At 35.8% G+C, this 16,212-nt stretch carries 13 protein-coding genes; 10 read left to right on the top strand and 3 right to left on the bottom strand.

Going from position 1 to position 16,212, the window contains the following annotated elements; translation table 11 throughout:
* Nucleotides 1-162: 162 nt before the first annotated feature.
* The gene (locus tag ACQ76T_RS24545; RefSeq protein WP_431345819.1) at nucleotides 163-741 is read right to left on the bottom strand and encodes a TetR/AcrR family transcriptional regulator; all 579 of its coding nucleotides are present in this window, start codon (nucleotides 739-741) and stop codon (nucleotides 163-165) included.
* A 372-nt stretch (nucleotides 742-1,113) separates the two neighbouring features.
* Between ACQ76T_RS24545 and clpB the strand changes: the two genes are divergently transcribed.
* The 8 genes from clpB (at nucleotide 1,114) to ACQ76T_RS24505 (ending at nucleotide 9,537) form a co-directional block, all read left to right on the top strand.
* A complete protein-coding gene (gene clpB / locus ACQ76T_RS24540; RefSeq protein WP_431345818.1) occupies nucleotides 1,114-3,708 on the top strand; it encodes an ATP-dependent chaperone ClpB in 2,595 nt (864 codons plus the stop codon).
* Between the two features lie 150 nt (nucleotides 3,709-3,858).
* A complete protein-coding gene (locus ACQ76T_RS24535; RefSeq protein ID WP_422695694.1) occupies nucleotides 3,859-4,011 on the top strand; it encodes a hypothetical protein in 153 nt (50 codons plus the stop codon).
* A gap of 161 nt (nucleotides 4,012-4,172) precedes the next feature.
* Nucleotides 4,173-4,730, top strand: coding sequence for a hypothetical protein (locus ACQ76T_RS24530; protein ID WP_431345817.1), 558 nt, complete (start codon nucleotides 4,173-4,175; stop codon nucleotides 4,728-4,730).
* A gap of 26 nt (nucleotides 4,731-4,756) precedes the next feature.
* Nucleotides 4,757-5,404 carry a hypothetical protein gene (locus ACQ76T_RS24525; RefSeq protein WP_431345816.1) on the top strand — a complete coding sequence of 216 codons (648 nt, stop codon included), beginning with the start codon at nucleotides 4,757-4,759 and terminating at the stop codon, nucleotides 5,402-5,404.
* A gap of 92 nt (nucleotides 5,405-5,496) precedes the next feature.
* Entirely contained in the window at nucleotides 5,497-6,168 is a 672-nt protein-coding gene (locus ACQ76T_RS24520; RefSeq protein WP_431345815.1) for a sensor histidine kinase, read from the top strand.
* Entirely contained in the window at nucleotides 6,165-6,806 is a 642-nt protein-coding gene (locus ACQ76T_RS24515) for a response regulator transcription factor (RefSeq protein ID WP_431345814.1), read from the top strand. Before ACQ76T_RS24520 ends, ACQ76T_RS24515 begins: the two co-directional genes overlap by 4 nt.
* Before the next feature lie 248 nt (nucleotides 6,807-7,054).
* The gene (locus tag ACQ76T_RS24510) at nucleotides 7,055-8,059 is read left to right on the top strand and encodes a zinc metalloprotease (protein ID WP_431345813.1); all 1,005 of its coding nucleotides are present in this window, start codon (nucleotides 7,055-7,057) and stop codon (nucleotides 8,057-8,059) included.
* 92 nt (nucleotides 8,060-8,151) lie between these two features.
* The gene (locus ACQ76T_RS24505; RefSeq protein ID WP_431345812.1) at nucleotides 8,152-9,537 is read left to right on the top strand and encodes a phosphatase PAP2 family protein; all 1,386 of its coding nucleotides are present in this window, start codon (nucleotides 8,152-8,154) and stop codon (nucleotides 9,535-9,537) included.
* Between the two features lie 79 nt (nucleotides 9,538-9,616).
* Here ACQ76T_RS24505 and ACQ76T_RS24500 read toward each other — a convergent pair whose 3' ends face one another.
* Together ACQ76T_RS24500 and ACQ76T_RS24495 are read right to left on the bottom strand one after the other, a co-directional pair.
* Nucleotides 9,617-11,482: a M1 family metallopeptidase gene (locus ACQ76T_RS24500; RefSeq protein ID WP_431345811.1), complete on the bottom strand. Its 1,866-nt coding sequence runs from the start codon at nucleotides 11,480-11,482 to the stop codon at nucleotides 9,617-9,619.
* A gap of 199 nt (nucleotides 11,483-11,681) precedes the next feature.
* A complete protein-coding gene (locus tag ACQ76T_RS24495; RefSeq protein WP_431345810.1) occupies nucleotides 11,682-14,051 on the bottom strand; it encodes an outer membrane beta-barrel protein in 2,370 nt (789 codons plus the stop codon).
* A gap of 161 nt (nucleotides 14,052-14,212) precedes the next feature.
* On the opposite strand from ACQ76T_RS24495, the gene ACQ76T_RS24490 reads away from it, so the two are divergent.
* Both ACQ76T_RS24490 and ACQ76T_RS24485 read left to right on the top strand, forming a co-directional pair.
* Nucleotides 14,213-15,532 carry a sensor histidine kinase gene (locus tag ACQ76T_RS24490; RefSeq protein ID WP_431345809.1) on the top strand — a complete coding sequence of 440 codons (1,320 nt, stop codon included), beginning with the start codon at nucleotides 14,213-14,215 and terminating at the stop codon, nucleotides 15,530-15,532.
* A complete protein-coding gene (locus ACQ76T_RS24485) occupies nucleotides 15,522-16,208 on the top strand; it encodes a response regulator transcription factor (RefSeq protein ID WP_431345808.1) in 687 nt (228 codons plus the stop codon). Before ACQ76T_RS24490 ends, ACQ76T_RS24485 begins: the two co-directional genes overlap by 11 nt.
* Nucleotides 16,209-16,212: the final 4 nt, after the last annotated feature.

Raw genomic sequence — 16,212 nt, 5'->3', positions numbered from 1 at the left:
AACATTTGTTAGGTGTAAATTTAAAAAGATTTTGGAAGCTGGCAAAATTTTTATGACTTTTGTCATATTTTGAATGATTCTAAATAACAAAATAAAAGCTAAATGCTTTTTTTTGTAAAACGTATAATGTAAAATTGATTAATGATCTTCTTTACCAAAAGCCTAGGAATGCTGGTTTCCTAGCAGGCCAAAAAGAATTTTATCTCTAATTTCATCGGTAATCTCGTCAGTAGAATCACTGCTTCTTTTGAACCAGAAATAGGAATTATTTAAAGTATGAAGGATAAATCTTGTGGTAAATGAAGGCGATTTCAGTTCCCAGTTTTCAGCTCTGTAAATCTCAGAAATCAGTTCTTCAACTTCTTGTTGATAGTTTTTTCTTAATTCTACAAATTCGGGAAGCCTTTCTTCAAGATGCTTCCATTCATTAGAATAAATATGGGTAACATCGCGGTTTTTTAAAACCACAGATAAGTGTTTATCCAGTAAGAGATTCAGTTTTTCTCTTGGAGCAATATCTGTATTCTTTACTTCCTGAAGCTCATCGAAAAACTCCTGAGCAATGCCGAAACAAATCCATTCCAGAATTTCTTCCTTTGAACGGATGTGTGCATACAGCGATGCTGCCTTTATATTAAGCTTCGTAGCCAGGTCTCTCACAGAGCTCCCCATATAGCCTTTCTCTTTGAAAAGTTCTACTGCAACGTCTAATATTTTTCTTTGTTTTTCTTTAAGTTCCATTTGGTAAAATGCAAAAGTAATTATTCTGAATTAAACTGCCCGTTTTTTATGATAAAAACAAATCAACACTTCTTTACGATCAGGTTTTAAACTCTCGCTGTTTTTCTGATATGACTTTTTGTTCATGGATTTCAAAGAAATAATTACGAAATCGGAAATTTTGTCAAGTTAAATTTCCGTTAAAAATACAATATCCGGAAATTTTGTCCTATTTTTTTGTAAATTTAATAATTGAACAGTTTTTGCGATACAGTCATCGAATAAATGATTAAATAATTGATGGCATTAAGAAACTGAGCCTCAAAATTTGGTTTCTTGATGTTTTTTAAAAACTAAACTTTAAACAAACCATTACCAAAAATATATAAAAATATGAACTTAAACCAATATACTGTAAAATCACAGGAAGCCATCCAGGCAGCACAACAGGTTGCTATGGAACTGGGCAACCAAAGTATCGAACCTCAACATCTCCTTGAAGGTATCTTCCAGGTGGATGAAAATATATCGCCTTTCCTACTGAAGAAATCTGAAGCAGATGCCAATTTAGTAAGAGAGCGCAATCGTGAAAATTTAGAAAAACTTCCAAAGGTACAGGGAGGAAATATTTACCTTTCGCAATCTGGCAACAAAGTATTGCTGGATGCACCCAATATTGCCAAAAAGATGGGTGACGAATATGTAACGATTGAGCATTTATGGTTATCACTTCTTGAAACCAATTCTGAAGTATCCAAAATGCTGAAAGATATGGGCGTAACCAAAAACCTATTGGAAGGCGCGATAAAAGAATTAAGGAAAGGAAGCAAGGCCACTTCTGCAAGTTCGGAAGAAACGTATCAGTCTTTAAATAAATATGCTAAAAACTTCAACGAGTTGGCAGCAGAAGGCAAGCTGGATCCCGTAATCGGGCGTGATGAAGAAATCAGAAGAGTTTTACAGATCCTTTCCAGAAGAACCAAAAACAACCCTATCCTTATTGGAGAACCGGGTGTTGGTAAAACAGCGATTGCTGAAGGAATTGCCCATAGAATTATCAGTGGAGATGTTCCTGAAAACCTGATGGACAAAACCTTATTCTCATTGGATATGGGAGCTTTGATTGCCGGAGCCAAATATAAAGGTGAATTTGAAGAACGTTTGAAATCTGTTGTGAATGAAGTAACAAAATCTGATGGGCAGATTATTCTTTTCATTGACGAGATCCACACTTTGGTAGGAGCCGGAGGTGGTGAAGGAGCAATGGATGCTGCCAATATCTTAAAACCAGCTTTAGCAAGAGGGGAATTAAGAGCTATTGGCGCCACTACTTTGAACGAATATCAGAAATATTTCGAAAAAGATAAAGCGTTGGAAAGACGTTTCCAGAAAGTAATGGTGGAAGAACCGGATACCGAATCTGCAATCTCTATCCTTCGTGGAATCAAAGATAAATATGAGGCTCATCACAAAGTAAGAATCAAAGATGAGGCAATTATTGCTGCGGTGGAAATGTCTCAAAGATATATTTCAGACCGTTTTTTACCGGACAAAGCGATTGACCTTATTGATGAAGCTTCTGCAAAACTGAGAATGGAAATCAATTCCAAGCCGGAAGAGCTAGATGTTCTGGACCGAAGACTGATGCAGTTGGAAATTGAATTGGCTGCCATCTCAAGAGAGGGCAACCAGACAAAAATTGATCATCTGAAAGAGGATATTGCAAAAATTTCCGAGCAGAGAAATGAGATCAATGCCAAATGGCTGAAAGAAAAACAGAAAAGTGAAGATCTTACCCAGATCAAAAAAGATATAGAATCTCTGAAACACGAAGCAGAAAGAGCTTCCAGAGCAGGAGATTATGCCAAAGTAGCGGAAATCCAATACGGGAAGCTCCGTGAAAAGGAAGATGAACTTGCCAAGGTTGAACTTGAAATGCAGAATCATCAGAACGAGCTTATTAAAGAAGAAGTTACTGCCGAAAATATTTCGGAAGTGATTGGTAAATGGACAGGTATTCCTGTAACCAAATTATTACAGTCCGAAAGAGAAAAATTATTGAATCTTGAATCTGAGCTTCACCACAGAGTTGTGGGACAGGATGAAGCGATTCAGGCAGTAGCGGATGCTATCAGAAGAAACAGAGCGGGATTAAGTGATGATAAAAAACCTATCGGTTCATTCTTATTTTTAGGAACAACCGGGGTTGGTAAAACTGAGCTAGCAAAAGCATTGGCAGAATTCTTATTTGATGATGAAAACAATATGACCAGAATTGATATGAGTGAATATCAGGAACGTCACAGTGTTTCAAGATTGGTAGGAGCGCCTCCGGGATATGTAGGATATGATGAAGGTGGACAATTGACTGAGGCCGTAAGAAGAAGACCTTATTCCGTAGTGCTTTTAGATGAAATTGAAAAAGCCCACCCAGATGTGTTCAACACCTTACTTCAGGTTTTGGATGATGGACGTTTAACGGATAATAAGGGACGAGTGGTGAATTTCAAAAATTCAATCATTATTATGACTTCGAATTTAGGTTCACATTTGATTCAGGAGAATTTTGAAAATCTTACGGAGGAAAACCAGGATGAAATTGTGGACAAAACAAAAGATGAAGTTTTTGATCTTTTAAAACAAACGCTTCGTCCGGAATTCCTGAACAGAATTGATGAAATTGTACTTTTCCAGCCTTTAAGAAAAAAAGAAATCGGAAAAATCGTTCAGTATCAGTTGAGAGGATTCAATGATATGTTAGCCAAACGAAACATCATTATGACTTTCACTCAGGATGCGGTAGATTATCTGATGGATAAAGGATATGATCCTGCTTTCGGAGCCAGACCATTGAAAAGAGTAATCCAGCAGGAAGTATTAAACAAACTGTCTAAAGAAATTCTTGCCGGAAATGTAAATGATGGAGACAGAATCACATTAGATTATTTCGTAGAAACAGGTTTGGTTTTCCGACCTACTGAACAATAAAATAGTTTTTTTTCATATACATTATTTTTGTGGATAAGTGCTGTAAAGAAATTTGCAGCACTTATTTTTATTCAATACATTTTATCCACAACTAGTGAAATATTAGTATATTTACTATTCAAATCAAATACTAACTAAAACAAAATCAGTATGAAAAAGTTAAAAAGAAAAGATTTAAAGAAAATCGAAGGTGGATTAATTCCTGCTCTGGCTATGTGTGATGAGAATATGAACTGCCGTAATGGACTCTGCTGCTCAACTGGAATGGTTTGCAGGGATCCTAAAAGATATCCATGTATCTAACACTAAACCGGAGGTTTTCTCCGGTTTTTCTTTTATAGCTTATCTTTTCCTTACAATCCGTAAAAACACGGTAAAACAATCAGGGAAATTCCCCGTCTAATCCTATTTTTTTTTACGAAATTTGCATATTAACTGAGATGTATATTATAAACAACTAAGCTATGAATGCAGAATCAAACAATCCGCAACAACCAGGGGTAATGTCAACCAGCCTTATTAAGAACCTGATTGATAATTACCGCCAAAATCATTTGAGTACGATCAATAACAATTTAGGAATAGAAGATGCCCATTCAATATGGTTTGATCTTCCTAAACTGAAAAAGTTTATTTCTATGATCGAAGAAGAAGCGTTAAAAACCAATCCTGAGACGAAAGAAGAAGATCTTGGTATCAGATTCTATTATGCTTCATATCCGAAAGTTGAAAACTGGAGCATTATGGATTCTCATCCTGTACCTCAAGAATATGCAGAAAAGCATACACTTGTTTTAATACCTACGCTTAAAAAAATAAATGAAGAAGGTATATCGAATCATTATGACTTTAATTCTCTTCAAGCAGATGGGAATGATAAAGTACTTGGACTAAGTGCTGCCAAAAGAGGAGGACCTATAATTCCAACAGGGCCTACAGGACCTTCTGATGATGACGGAACGATTGGAGAAAATAGTGGTACACTTATTCCTCCATCTCCTCCATTTGGCGAATCTTACTAATTGCTATTTATATTCTTAAAAACAGTATGACTGAGATTCAAAAAATTTTTTCGTCATTCATGTATTGGGGTGAAGCTATAGCTGCTTTAATCTCATTGATTTATTATAACCGTGTAAAAAAACAGCCATGGAAATATCTGGCTATTTATCTTATTATCATCTTCTTATGTGAATCGGCTGTAAAATGGGGTGAAAAACCGCTTAAAATAGACAGAATCATTTTTTATAATTACTTTGTGATTCCATTGCAGTTTATATTTTTTTATTGGCTGTATGCAAAAGAATCTCTAAAGAAAGTAAATCTGTTCTATATTATGACGGGTGCATATCTTTTGACATATGTTCTCAGGGCTCTTTTTTTCCCCGAAAAGAAAGTAATTTTTTCTTTCAATTATAATATAGGCTGTCTACTCTTAATGGCTTTGGTAATCATGGAATATTATAAACAGGTTAACTCATCTGAAATTCTAAATTTCAGTAAAAATAGAATGTTTTATATTAATCTGGGAGTAACACTTTTTTATATAGCTAATCAGCCATTCATGGCTTTTAACTCTCTTCTATGGAAATACATAGAAATCTGGGATATCTATTTTATATATTTTCAGGTCTCGGGAGCAGTTATGTATATTTTATTCGCAAGTTCATTCATATGGGGAAAACAGAACTCTTAATAACCTTTATTTCGTTCAACATCTTTTTTTTGATGTTTGTAATAGCCATATTTATCTATATTCGAAATTACAGACAACGAAAAAGAGAGTATTTGAATGAAATTGAAAGGAAAAATGAAATTCACCAGAGGGAACTTCTTGCTACCCAACTGGAAATACAGCAGGCCACCATGCAGCAGATTGGGCGTGAACTTCATGACAATATTGGCCAAAAACTAACCCTTGTAAGCCTCTATGTACAACAGATGCTGTATGAGAACAAAGTATCCGAAGCCAGTGAAAGAATTGATCAGGTATCACAAATCATCAATCAATCTCTTCAGGATCTCCGAAGTTTATCAAAAACATTAACGGATGATAATATCAACCAGAAAGAAATAGTAACCTTAATACAAGAAGAAGTTGACAATACCAACTCTTTAAAAAAATGCTACATAAGTTTTAAACACAATTTTAAACAGGTTGACTTAGGTTTTGTTCATAAAAACATGTTACTCAGAATAACGCAGGAATTCATTCAGAACAGTATAAAACATTCCAACTGCAAGAATATTTATATTACGCTGAGCACTTCTGAGGAAACACTTTGGGAACTGACTATTCATGATGACGGAAGTGGTTTCGATACCTCCCACATCACCTCCAATGGCATTGGTCTTACCAATATGAAAAACAGAGCTGAAATTATTGGTGCCCAGTTCAGCCTTGAAAGCGAAAAAAACAAAGGGACTACACTTAACATCATTTTAAAGAAACAGTCATGAAAAAATCTATAGTCATTGTTGACGACCATATACTTATTGCCAAAGCACTAGAGGGAATCATCAGTAATTTCAGCGAATTTGAGGTGATCTATGTTGCTGAAAACGGAAAGGATCTTATTCAGAAATTTGAAGAAGGCAATACCATTCCTGATATTATTCTGTTGGATATCAGCATGCCTATTATGGACGGGTTTGAAACAGCGGCATGGCTTACAAAAAACCATCCCAGTATTAAAATTATGGCACTCAGTATGCAGGGAGATGATACGAGTGTGATTAAAATGATTAAATGTGGAGCCAAGGGTTATCTTCTGAAAAACACGCACCCAAAAGATTTGGAGACAGCTCTTTCCAGATTAAATACAGATGGCTTTTTTTATCCGGAATGGGCTTCTAAAATCATCTTCTCCAATCTAACCAAAGATCAGGAGGCTGAGGTCGTTATAAAAATTTCAGAAAGAGAAAAAGAATTTCTTAAATATACGGTTACAGAACTGAGTTATAAAGAAATTGCAGACAGAATGTGCTGCAGTCCGAGAACTGTAGAAAGCTATCGCGATCAACTTTGTGAAAAACTTGATTTGAAAACCCGGGTTGGTCTTGCTGTTTTTGCTATTAAAAACGGTTTTGCAAATTAAAATTATGCGTAAAAATTTTCTATAAAATCAATCAAACACGAAATTTTTTACACTAAAAAACACACTAAAATGTGAAATATAAAATAAACTATTGATTTTAATTAAAACCCAACATAAATTAAAATACCGTATCAAAAACGCAACTAAAATACTTATTAAATAACGATTTGATAAATAAATAATAAAATTACTTGCATATCAATTTCAAATAATATAATTTCACATCCCCAACCTAAAATATTAACGATATGAAAAAACTATTGTTTGGAGCTTGTATGCTCGGTGTAATGTCAGCTTGTAACAGCGACAATATTACGAATCAAAATGAAGCTCCTGCCAATGAGCCATCAATTTCTTCCAGCCTTGTTCAAAGAGGATGTGCTTCCGAAGCCATAAGACAGGAAGCATTAAAAAACAGTCCGGAACTTAGACAAAGATTTGCAACGTTGGAAAACAGCACTGAAAAATTCACTAATGATTTGAAACTTGGAAAAGTACTTGCTGACGGAACTGTAGAAATTCCTGTAATTGTTAACGTTCTTTACAGAACTTCTGCAGAAAATGTTTCTGATGCCAGAATTGCTGAACAAATTGCAGTACTGAATGCCGATTATTCGGGGACAAACAGTGATGTTACTAAAATTCCTTCAGAATTCAAACCTGTAAGTTCAGGAGATACAAAAGTAAAGTTCAGACTGGTTAACACCGTAAGAAAATCGACTACCAAAACAAGCTGGGCTACTAATGATGCAATGAAAAAAGTATCTACGGGAGGTATTGATGCTACCAATCCTACCAATTACCTGAACATCTGGATTGTAGGAAACATGACCAGCTCAGGACAAACTATCCTTGGTTATGCCACTTTCCCAGAATCTGCGGGATTATGGAACGACGGTGTTGTAATTGGGGCTCCTTATTTCGGTAAAACAGGTGCTTCCTCTCCTTTCAACTTAGGAAGAACAGCTACTCACGAAGTAGGTCATTATCTTAACCTAAGACACATTTGGGGAGATGCAAATTGTGGAAACGATCTTGTAAGTGATACTCCTACACAAACTACAGCGAACTATGGAAAACCTACCTACCCTCAGTACAATACATGCAGTGGGGTGTCAAGATCTATTATGTTTATGAATTATATGGACTATGTAGATGACGGTGCTATGTTTATGTTCTCTGCAGGACAAAAATCTAGAATGCAATCTGTTGTGGCTTCTTCGGGTGCAAGATCCGGATTAAGAGTTCTTTAAAAGTAAAATTTTTTAAATATTTAAAACCTATCCCAAGTTGGGATAGGTTTTTTTTATATTTTTACGCCACTTAAACTTGAGGGTCACTACGAATGAAAAAACTAGCATTAGCATCAGGAATACTATTGCATTTATACTGTTATAAAGCTCAGGACACTATTCAGTCCAGAAATTTACAAGAAGATCTGGCAGCAATCAGTTCCGACAATATTGTTCAGAATAAAACTCCTTTTCTGAAAAAAGAATGGGTAAAAAAATCAATAGCTCCAGCGATACTTTTTACGGCAGCAGCAGCTACATGGGGTGAAAAGGAAAACATCCGGGAAGTCCGTAACCGATATCTTCCTACCTTTAAAGCAAAATATGATGATTATCTTCAATATGCTCCGGCTGCTACGGTTTACGGACTAAAACTGGCAGGGGTAAAGGGCAGAAACAATCTCGGCCGGGCTACTTTATCTTACGGAACCAGTTTAGTTATTATGGCTATATTGGTAAATTCTATAAAATATACCGCAAAAGTGGAACGCCCGGATGGATCCAAAAACAATTCATTCCCTTCAGGGCATAGTGCGATGGCTTTTACCAACGCCAGTTTCCTTCATAAAGAATATGGAATGGTAAATCCAGCATACAGTATCGCCGGTTATGGAAGTGCTGCTCTTACAGGACTTGGAAGAAATTTAAATAACAGACACTGGATTCCTGATGTACTTGCCGGAGCAGGTATTGGGATCATATCTACAGAATTAGGATATTTCTTTATTGATAAAATTTATAAAAACAAAGGAGATAATCTGGGTATTCTCTCCAGAATTCACGGAAATGACAACCCCTCTTTTTTAGCTTTAAAAATGGGAGCAGCCTTCGGAACAACTAATTTCCTTAAAGAATCTGAACTGGATGATAAAAAACAAACTGGTTTTGAAGGAGGTTTGGAAGGGGCTTATTTCTTTTCAAAAAAATGGGGTGTAGGTGCAGATTTAAGCTTCAGCAGTTTCCCTGTCAAACCTGTACATGTTCCTTTGGAAAATGGAGAAAGTTTTGGAGATTACAGCATTATTACACAGTCTTTAGGATTTTTGGGAGCAGGAATCGGGCCTTACTTTTCTCATGATTTTTCAGATAAATGGCAACTGATGCTAAAAGCTACAGGAGGATACTCTGCCACAGCAAGTGGTAAAGTTTTTATCAAAAGCGATCATGTAGATTCTCCAAGTCATGAGCTACCAATAGCGAGATATAAACCTACACCGGCTTTCCGTTGGAATACTGGAGCTGCACTTACATACAAGTTCAATCCCGAGCTGGGAATCACTCTATATTCTGAGTATAACCACATCAACTCATCTATTCGTTATCATTTCAGTGATGCTGTAGAAGAAAATGAACAATTGGATAATGAACTCAATAACTTAATTGCAAAAGAAAGGATCAATTATGTGACTTTAGGGTTACGATTGACGGCTTATTTCTAAGCTCCTTCAAAATAGTTTCAGCCAGATATTCTCACTGAGACAAAAAAAGCTCTATCACTGAGGATAGAGCTTTTATATTTTATAAGGTTTTACTGTTGTCTTCCGGAGTATAATCCATAAAGAGATCTCCATCCAATTTCACAGATTTTACTTTTTTCTTGATAGGAATAGCCAAATCTGTCATTTTCTGATCTTTTTCCCAAACTGAAGGAGAAAAGTGAAGTTTTTCCGTAGTTCCATCTTCATAAGAAAGTATGGCATCAAACGGAATGGCAAATCCGCCTACATTTGCAACATTCACGGTTAGTAGATCATTCATTTGAGAGACTTTTGCCACTTTCAGGTCGATATAATTATTGGTATAAAACCAGTTGTGGAAAAACCAGTTCAGATTCTTACCCGATCCGGCATTCATCGAATTGAAATAATCCCACGGAACAGGATGCTTTCCGTTCCAATTATCCATATAATGATGTAATGCTTTCTTGAATAATGCATCACCCAGGTAATCTTTCAAAGCAAGGTAAGATAAGGAAGCCTTTACATAAGAATTATTACCGTATCCTGCACCACTTACCTGTGTACTCATTGTAATAATGGGCTGGTCCTGTTCTGCAGAAGGATCAGTGATCCATTTTTTTACACGGAAACCTTTGTAAAATTCTTTAGCCGCTTCTTCTCCATTTTCATCAATACCAATCAGATATTCTAATGTTGTAGCCCAACCTTCATCCATAAAAGCGTATCTAGTCTCATTGATTCCCATGTAGAAAGGGAAATAGGTATGAGCAATTTCATGATCAGCGGTCAATCTTGCATCCCGCAGATCGTCAGGAATACTGGTATCGTTAATCATCATTGGATATTCCATATCGGCATACCCCTGAATGGCAGTCATTACATTATAAGGATATTCTACTCCAGGCCAGTTTTTTGAAAACCAATCCAGATTATAGCGCATCCACTCCACATAATGTTCAAAATCTTTTGCTCCGTTTTTATATCCTGCCTGAACGCTGGCTCTTTTGGTTTTCAGCTGAACACTTGATGCGTCCCAAACATAATGATTACTCATTGCAAAACAGAAGTCTGTGATATGACTGGCTTTAAATTTCCACACATTCCATTTATTCTGTTTTGTTACTTTCCCTGACTTCATTTCCTGTTCGGAGGCGATGTGCATTACCTGGTCACTTTTTAAAGAGGCTTTATATCTTTTCAGATATTCCGGTTGCAATACAGCTTCGGGGTTCAGAAAGTCACCTGTCGCCCAAACCACATAGTTTTTAGGAGCTGAGATAGTAAAATTATAATCATTAAAATCGTTGTAAAATTCCTGCCTGTCCGAGTGAGGAAGCATATCCCAACCATTATAGTCATCGTACACCGATATCCTTGGGAAAGAATAGGCTACGTAAAAAGTTTCAGGGTCGATCTGTCCTTCCCTTCCACTTTGTACGGAAAGAGGATACTCCCATTCTATTTTGACTTCGGCTTTGGATTTTGACTTTAAAGCAGATTTCAGCTTTACTTTCTCAACCGTTCCCCAATCGTCGCTATTGATATCATATTTCTCACCATTTACGATGAAAGATTTAATTTTCAGTCCTGAGGATAAAAAATCTTTGGAAACAAATCCTGATCTCGGAGACTGTGGCTTGTGAAGGTTGTTCACAAATCTTATCGCCAGTTCATTAAGATTATCAGGGCTGTTGTTGGTATAGGTAATGATTTCCTTTCCGGAAACCACTTTTGTACCTGCATCCACTTTCACTTCTACATTGTAAATTCCCTTATTCTGCCAATAGTTTTTGCCTGGTGCACCAGAAATATCACGTGTTCCTTTATCAAAGGCTTTCTTAATATTTCTTGGCATATAAAGTTCCTGCGCAGATAGCTGCAACAATGAGACAACCATCAGCATTCCGGAAAGAATTTTCTTCATAACGCTCTTTTTTAAGATAGGTATCAAAAATAGCGAAAATGTGACATTAGAATTTACATTCTTTTATAATAATGTTTTATGGAAGATCATATTGATTACATTTTTCAATTATTCCCCATTCTCGATCCAAATTAAAATAATTCCAACCTCTCAAGAAATTTTTAAAATTGCCCGAAAAATAATTTTATGCCGAATTAAACTATAAGCGTTCCTGCTCTGCAGCTTTTTTAATTGTTTTCACATTTTTTACGGATTGATTTCCAAAGTTAAATTTTAACGAAAGCGTAAATCCCTGTGTATCCATATAATCCAGGAAGTAATTATCCTGATTGGCATATTTTGTACTTACTTTCTGTCTTGTACTTCGGAAAATATCATTTACGATGAGACTTCCTTCCAATCTTTTATTGAAAAACTTCCTGTTCATCACAAAATAGGCTGACCAGTTTGAAGAAATCCTGAAAGTTCCCTGTATTCCCGGAGAGTAATAACGGTGTCCCATTTCCATTTTCCAGTCACTGTCTTTGTCTAATGTAAAGCTTGTAGAAATATTAGAGTTCCAATTCCAGACTTTATTTTTATATAGCATCCCGTCTATCCCGGTAAAGTAATTTTCGTTGTGTTCCAGATTTTCGGATATGATGATATTCCACCACGGTTTTACCTGAAAGTTCTTATACAGATTCAGTCCAAATGCTTCTCCTTTTTCAATATTGGTAAAATGATAAATAAGGCTATTGGTACTTGGTTCCTGATATGAGATTTCCATTGATGGGTATATTTCTTTTCGGTAATATAAATCCAGATTCCAATTCTTCCATGAATAGGTCAGATTAAGATTATGAGCAATGGTTGCTTTTAATTTTGGATCTCCCTGATAATAAGAAAACAAATTGTAATAAGATTTTGCAGGATTCAACCATGAATACGATGGTCTACTGATTCTCTTTCCATAGGAGAAGCCGAATTCCTGTTTGTTTTCAGTGGTATATTGTGCAAAAAAAGTAGGAAAAAACTTCCAGTAATTGTTTTTATTAAGTTCATAAGGTTCAGAAACAATACCTTCAAGAGCTGTTTTCTCTGCTCGAAGCCCTCCTTTAAAACTCCACTTTCCAATATGGTAGGAAAGCGAAGAATACAAAGCAAAATTATGTTCTTTATAATCAAAAATGCTGCTCTTTTCTGGTCTGTATTGGAACTGTCCATTTTCATTATCCAAAAAATCAAGCTGGCTTTTGGTTTTTACAAAGCTGTACTTGGATCCGGATTCAAATTCCAGTTTATCATTTTTCCACTGGTAATCCAACTGAGTAGAATACAGCTGAACATCTGCTTTATTTTGAGTGACAAAATTATCTTCACGAGGTTGTTCTCCGGCAAAGTTCAGATGGGTGATTACATTCTGATATTTGTCGGCATTATTCCCCGTAAAATAATTGATCCACGACAGGCTGCTTTTTTTATTCAGTTTTCTATCTACCTGAAAGCTTAAAGAATTATTGATAGACCTTGAGCGATGATCATTAATCGTTCTATATTCAGATTCAATAATATCCTGACTGTTAAAAATATGGGTAGGAACATCATACGTTCCGTAAGATTTCGGAGAAAAATACCCTGAATAGTTGAGACTCAAATTGGTTAAACTGTCCAATTCATATTCTACATTAAAGTTCAGGGTATTCTGGTTAGTGTTTTTATCCTTCCTGTTCATGATACTTACCCATCGGGTTTGGCTTTCCGGATAATTGACATAGTCTGTCCCTTCCCGGTAGTATGTTCCCAAGCCTTTATAATAGCTTCCCATAATGGAAAGTTTATCCTTTTTATAGTACTGCGAAAGGCCAAAGACCCCTTTCGCATATTGTGTCTGCACATATTTGGAAGATATAATACCGCGGTAACCTTCAATTTTGTTCTTTTTCATTACGATATTAAGAACAGCGCTTCCTGAGGCCTCATATTTTGCCGGCGGATTGGTAATTACCTCTACAGATTTAACTTCATCGCCTTGTGTATTTTCTAAAAGGTTTTTAAGCTCATCTCCTGTCAGCATTACTTTCTTATCATTAATGGTGACCAAAATTCCGGTACTTCCTTTCACCGTAAGTACATTATTATTTACTGTTACACTAGGAGTATTTTTTAAAATCTCCCAAGCGCTTAGTGAAGAGATATTACTGTTTTCTACATTAAACTCGAGACGGTCTACCTTTCTTTTTACCAATGGTTTTCGCTTGGTCATTACAACTTCTTCTATTTGCTGAGATTCTTTCTTCAGAACAATCTGCAAAAGATCAGGCTTTTCAAAATCAAGCGTTTTTTCATATAAAGAATATCCTTTATTCTTTACCATCAGTTTTACCGTTGTGTCTGAAATACCTTCCAGGGTAAAGTTTCCGTTATGATCAGTTTTTAATTCTCCGATCAATTCATTTTTTGAATTGTATAACAGAACCTTTACTTCTGAAAGTTTTTCATTTTCTGCATTCTCAATAGTCCCTGTCAGCTTTTGTTTCTGAGCAAATAGCAGTATCGGAAAACACAGAAAAAGAATAATTTTTTTCATGATGATTAATGTTTTTTTAATAAAGCAAAACAGAGTTCCGTTTTGTTTTACTTTGCAAAATTCTATATTGAAAGCGAGAAATTCGGTTAATAGAAGGTTAACGCACGGTTAATGTCCAAATACTGTTTTCAGAAAATCCTTAAAGCATTATCTTTGTTTCAATGGTATCCAAAAGCAAACATCTTATCCTCCTTTTTTCTACATTATTCCTGCTTCTTCTGGGAATTCAGGCTTATTTTATGTATAAAACCTATCAGGTGAAAGAAAGAGACATTTACCGTTCTGTAAATAACCAGCTCACGAATTATTCTGATAAGCTGGAGAATATTCATGACGCAAAGGAGGTAAAAAGTGATACACTTCAACGCATTATCATCAGATACTATAATAAAGAGATCAGCAAAAAAGAATTTATAAGACATTTTTCTGAGGATAGAAAAGAGGTAAGTAAAAGGTTGAACAATTACATCAATTATCGTCTTAAAAAAGATGGATATCAAATTTCCGCAAGGATCAGGTACACCTCAATCATTCATCTTCCGGATAGCGTTAAGGTGATCAACAGTCCTATTACCATTTTTGAAACAAAAGATCCGGTAAAGAAGCCTAAAGTATCCAGTACCGGAACATGGAGAACCTCATCAACAAGAGAAACCAAAGGCATTGAAACGCCTGAAAAAAGAGATATCTTTTTCATCACCAGCCAGAGTGATTTCGAGATCCGGAATATCAAAAGTATCGTTTTTAAAGAGTTGGCATTATTAATAGTCTGCTGTATACTTTTGCTGGGTAGTGTACTTTTGCTGTATATTTTCACCATTCAAAATTTAATCAAACAAAAGAAACAGGTAGAAGTTCTCCACACCGTTGTGGATAACATTTCACATGAGTTCAAAACGCCTATTGCCACGTTAAAAATTGCTTCAAAAACTTTAAAAAAAGAAATGAATCCTGAAACTCTTCCTCTTATTGACCGGCAGATTTCAAGACTGGAAAGCCTGATGCATCAGCTTCATAAGGACGAAATGCCCGATGAAATGAGTCCTGTAAAACCTGAAGAATGGAGTTTCTTTATTCAGGATCTTGCTTTTACATATTCTCAAACCAATTTTAAGTTTGAAAATAAAATATCCCAGGAGCTTCCTTTTGATAAAAATCTCATGGAAACAGTCATCAAAAATCTATGTGAAAACAGTGTAAAATATGGTGCGTCCGATATTACAGTAACCTTCACTACTGATTCTCAGCAACTGGAAATTGAAGTCTCCGACAATGGGCAAGGGATGGAAAACAGCGAACTAAAAAACATTTTTGAAAAGTTCTACAGAATACAGTCCAATAATATCCACAACAGCAAAGGGCTTGGGCTTGGACTTTATTTTGTTCAGAAAATCATTTCAAATTATCACGGTAAAATAGATGTTTCCAGCCAGCGCGGCGTGGGAAGTACCTTTAAAATATCAATTCCTTATGAAAACTAAAATTCTTCTGGCAGAAGACGACCCGGACTTCGGAATGATTCTAAAGCAGTATTTGGAACTGGAAGATTTTGAAGTCAGCTGGTTTCAGAATCCTCAGGATATTGCCAGCCTCGTCTCTACAGATTTCCCTTTCCATATTGGTATTCTGGATGTTATGATGCCCAATATTGATGGTTTTTCTCTGGCTAAAATGATTTTGGAAGAGAGAAACAGTTTCCCTTTATTATTTTTAACAGCAAAAAATCAGAAAATTGACCGATTAACAGGATTGAAGATAGGAGCAGACGATTATATTCCCAAGCCCTGCGATCCCGAGGAACTGGTATTAAGAATCAAAAACATATTAAAAAGAACGGCTCCTGCAACCACCGATCTTCATATAAAAATCGGACAGTATCAACTAGATACCCAGAAACTTCAGCTTTCCCATCCAAATGGCAATGTACGATTGACTGCCCGTGAGCAGGAACTTTTACTGTATCTTCTAAAACATAATCATACAATGATCACAAGGGATAATATTCTGGATCATATCTGGGAGACCAACGATTATTTTACAGGAAGAAGTCTGGATGTATTCATCAGCAGGCTCAGAAAATATTTCAGTAATGATGAGGAAGTAAAAATCCAATCCCTGAGAGGAATTGGATTTGAGATTGATTTTCCAACCGTTTGATTTT

Origin of the sequence: Chryseobacterium sp. JK1 (genome assembly GCF_050632815.1) — a bacterium.
In the GTDB taxonomy this organism is placed as follows: domain Bacteria; phylum Bacteroidota; class Bacteroidia; order Flavobacteriales; family Weeksellaceae; genus Chryseobacterium.
The sequence above is the reverse complement of the archived record's forward strand: the minus strand, read 5'-3'. Positions and strand labels throughout refer to the sequence as shown.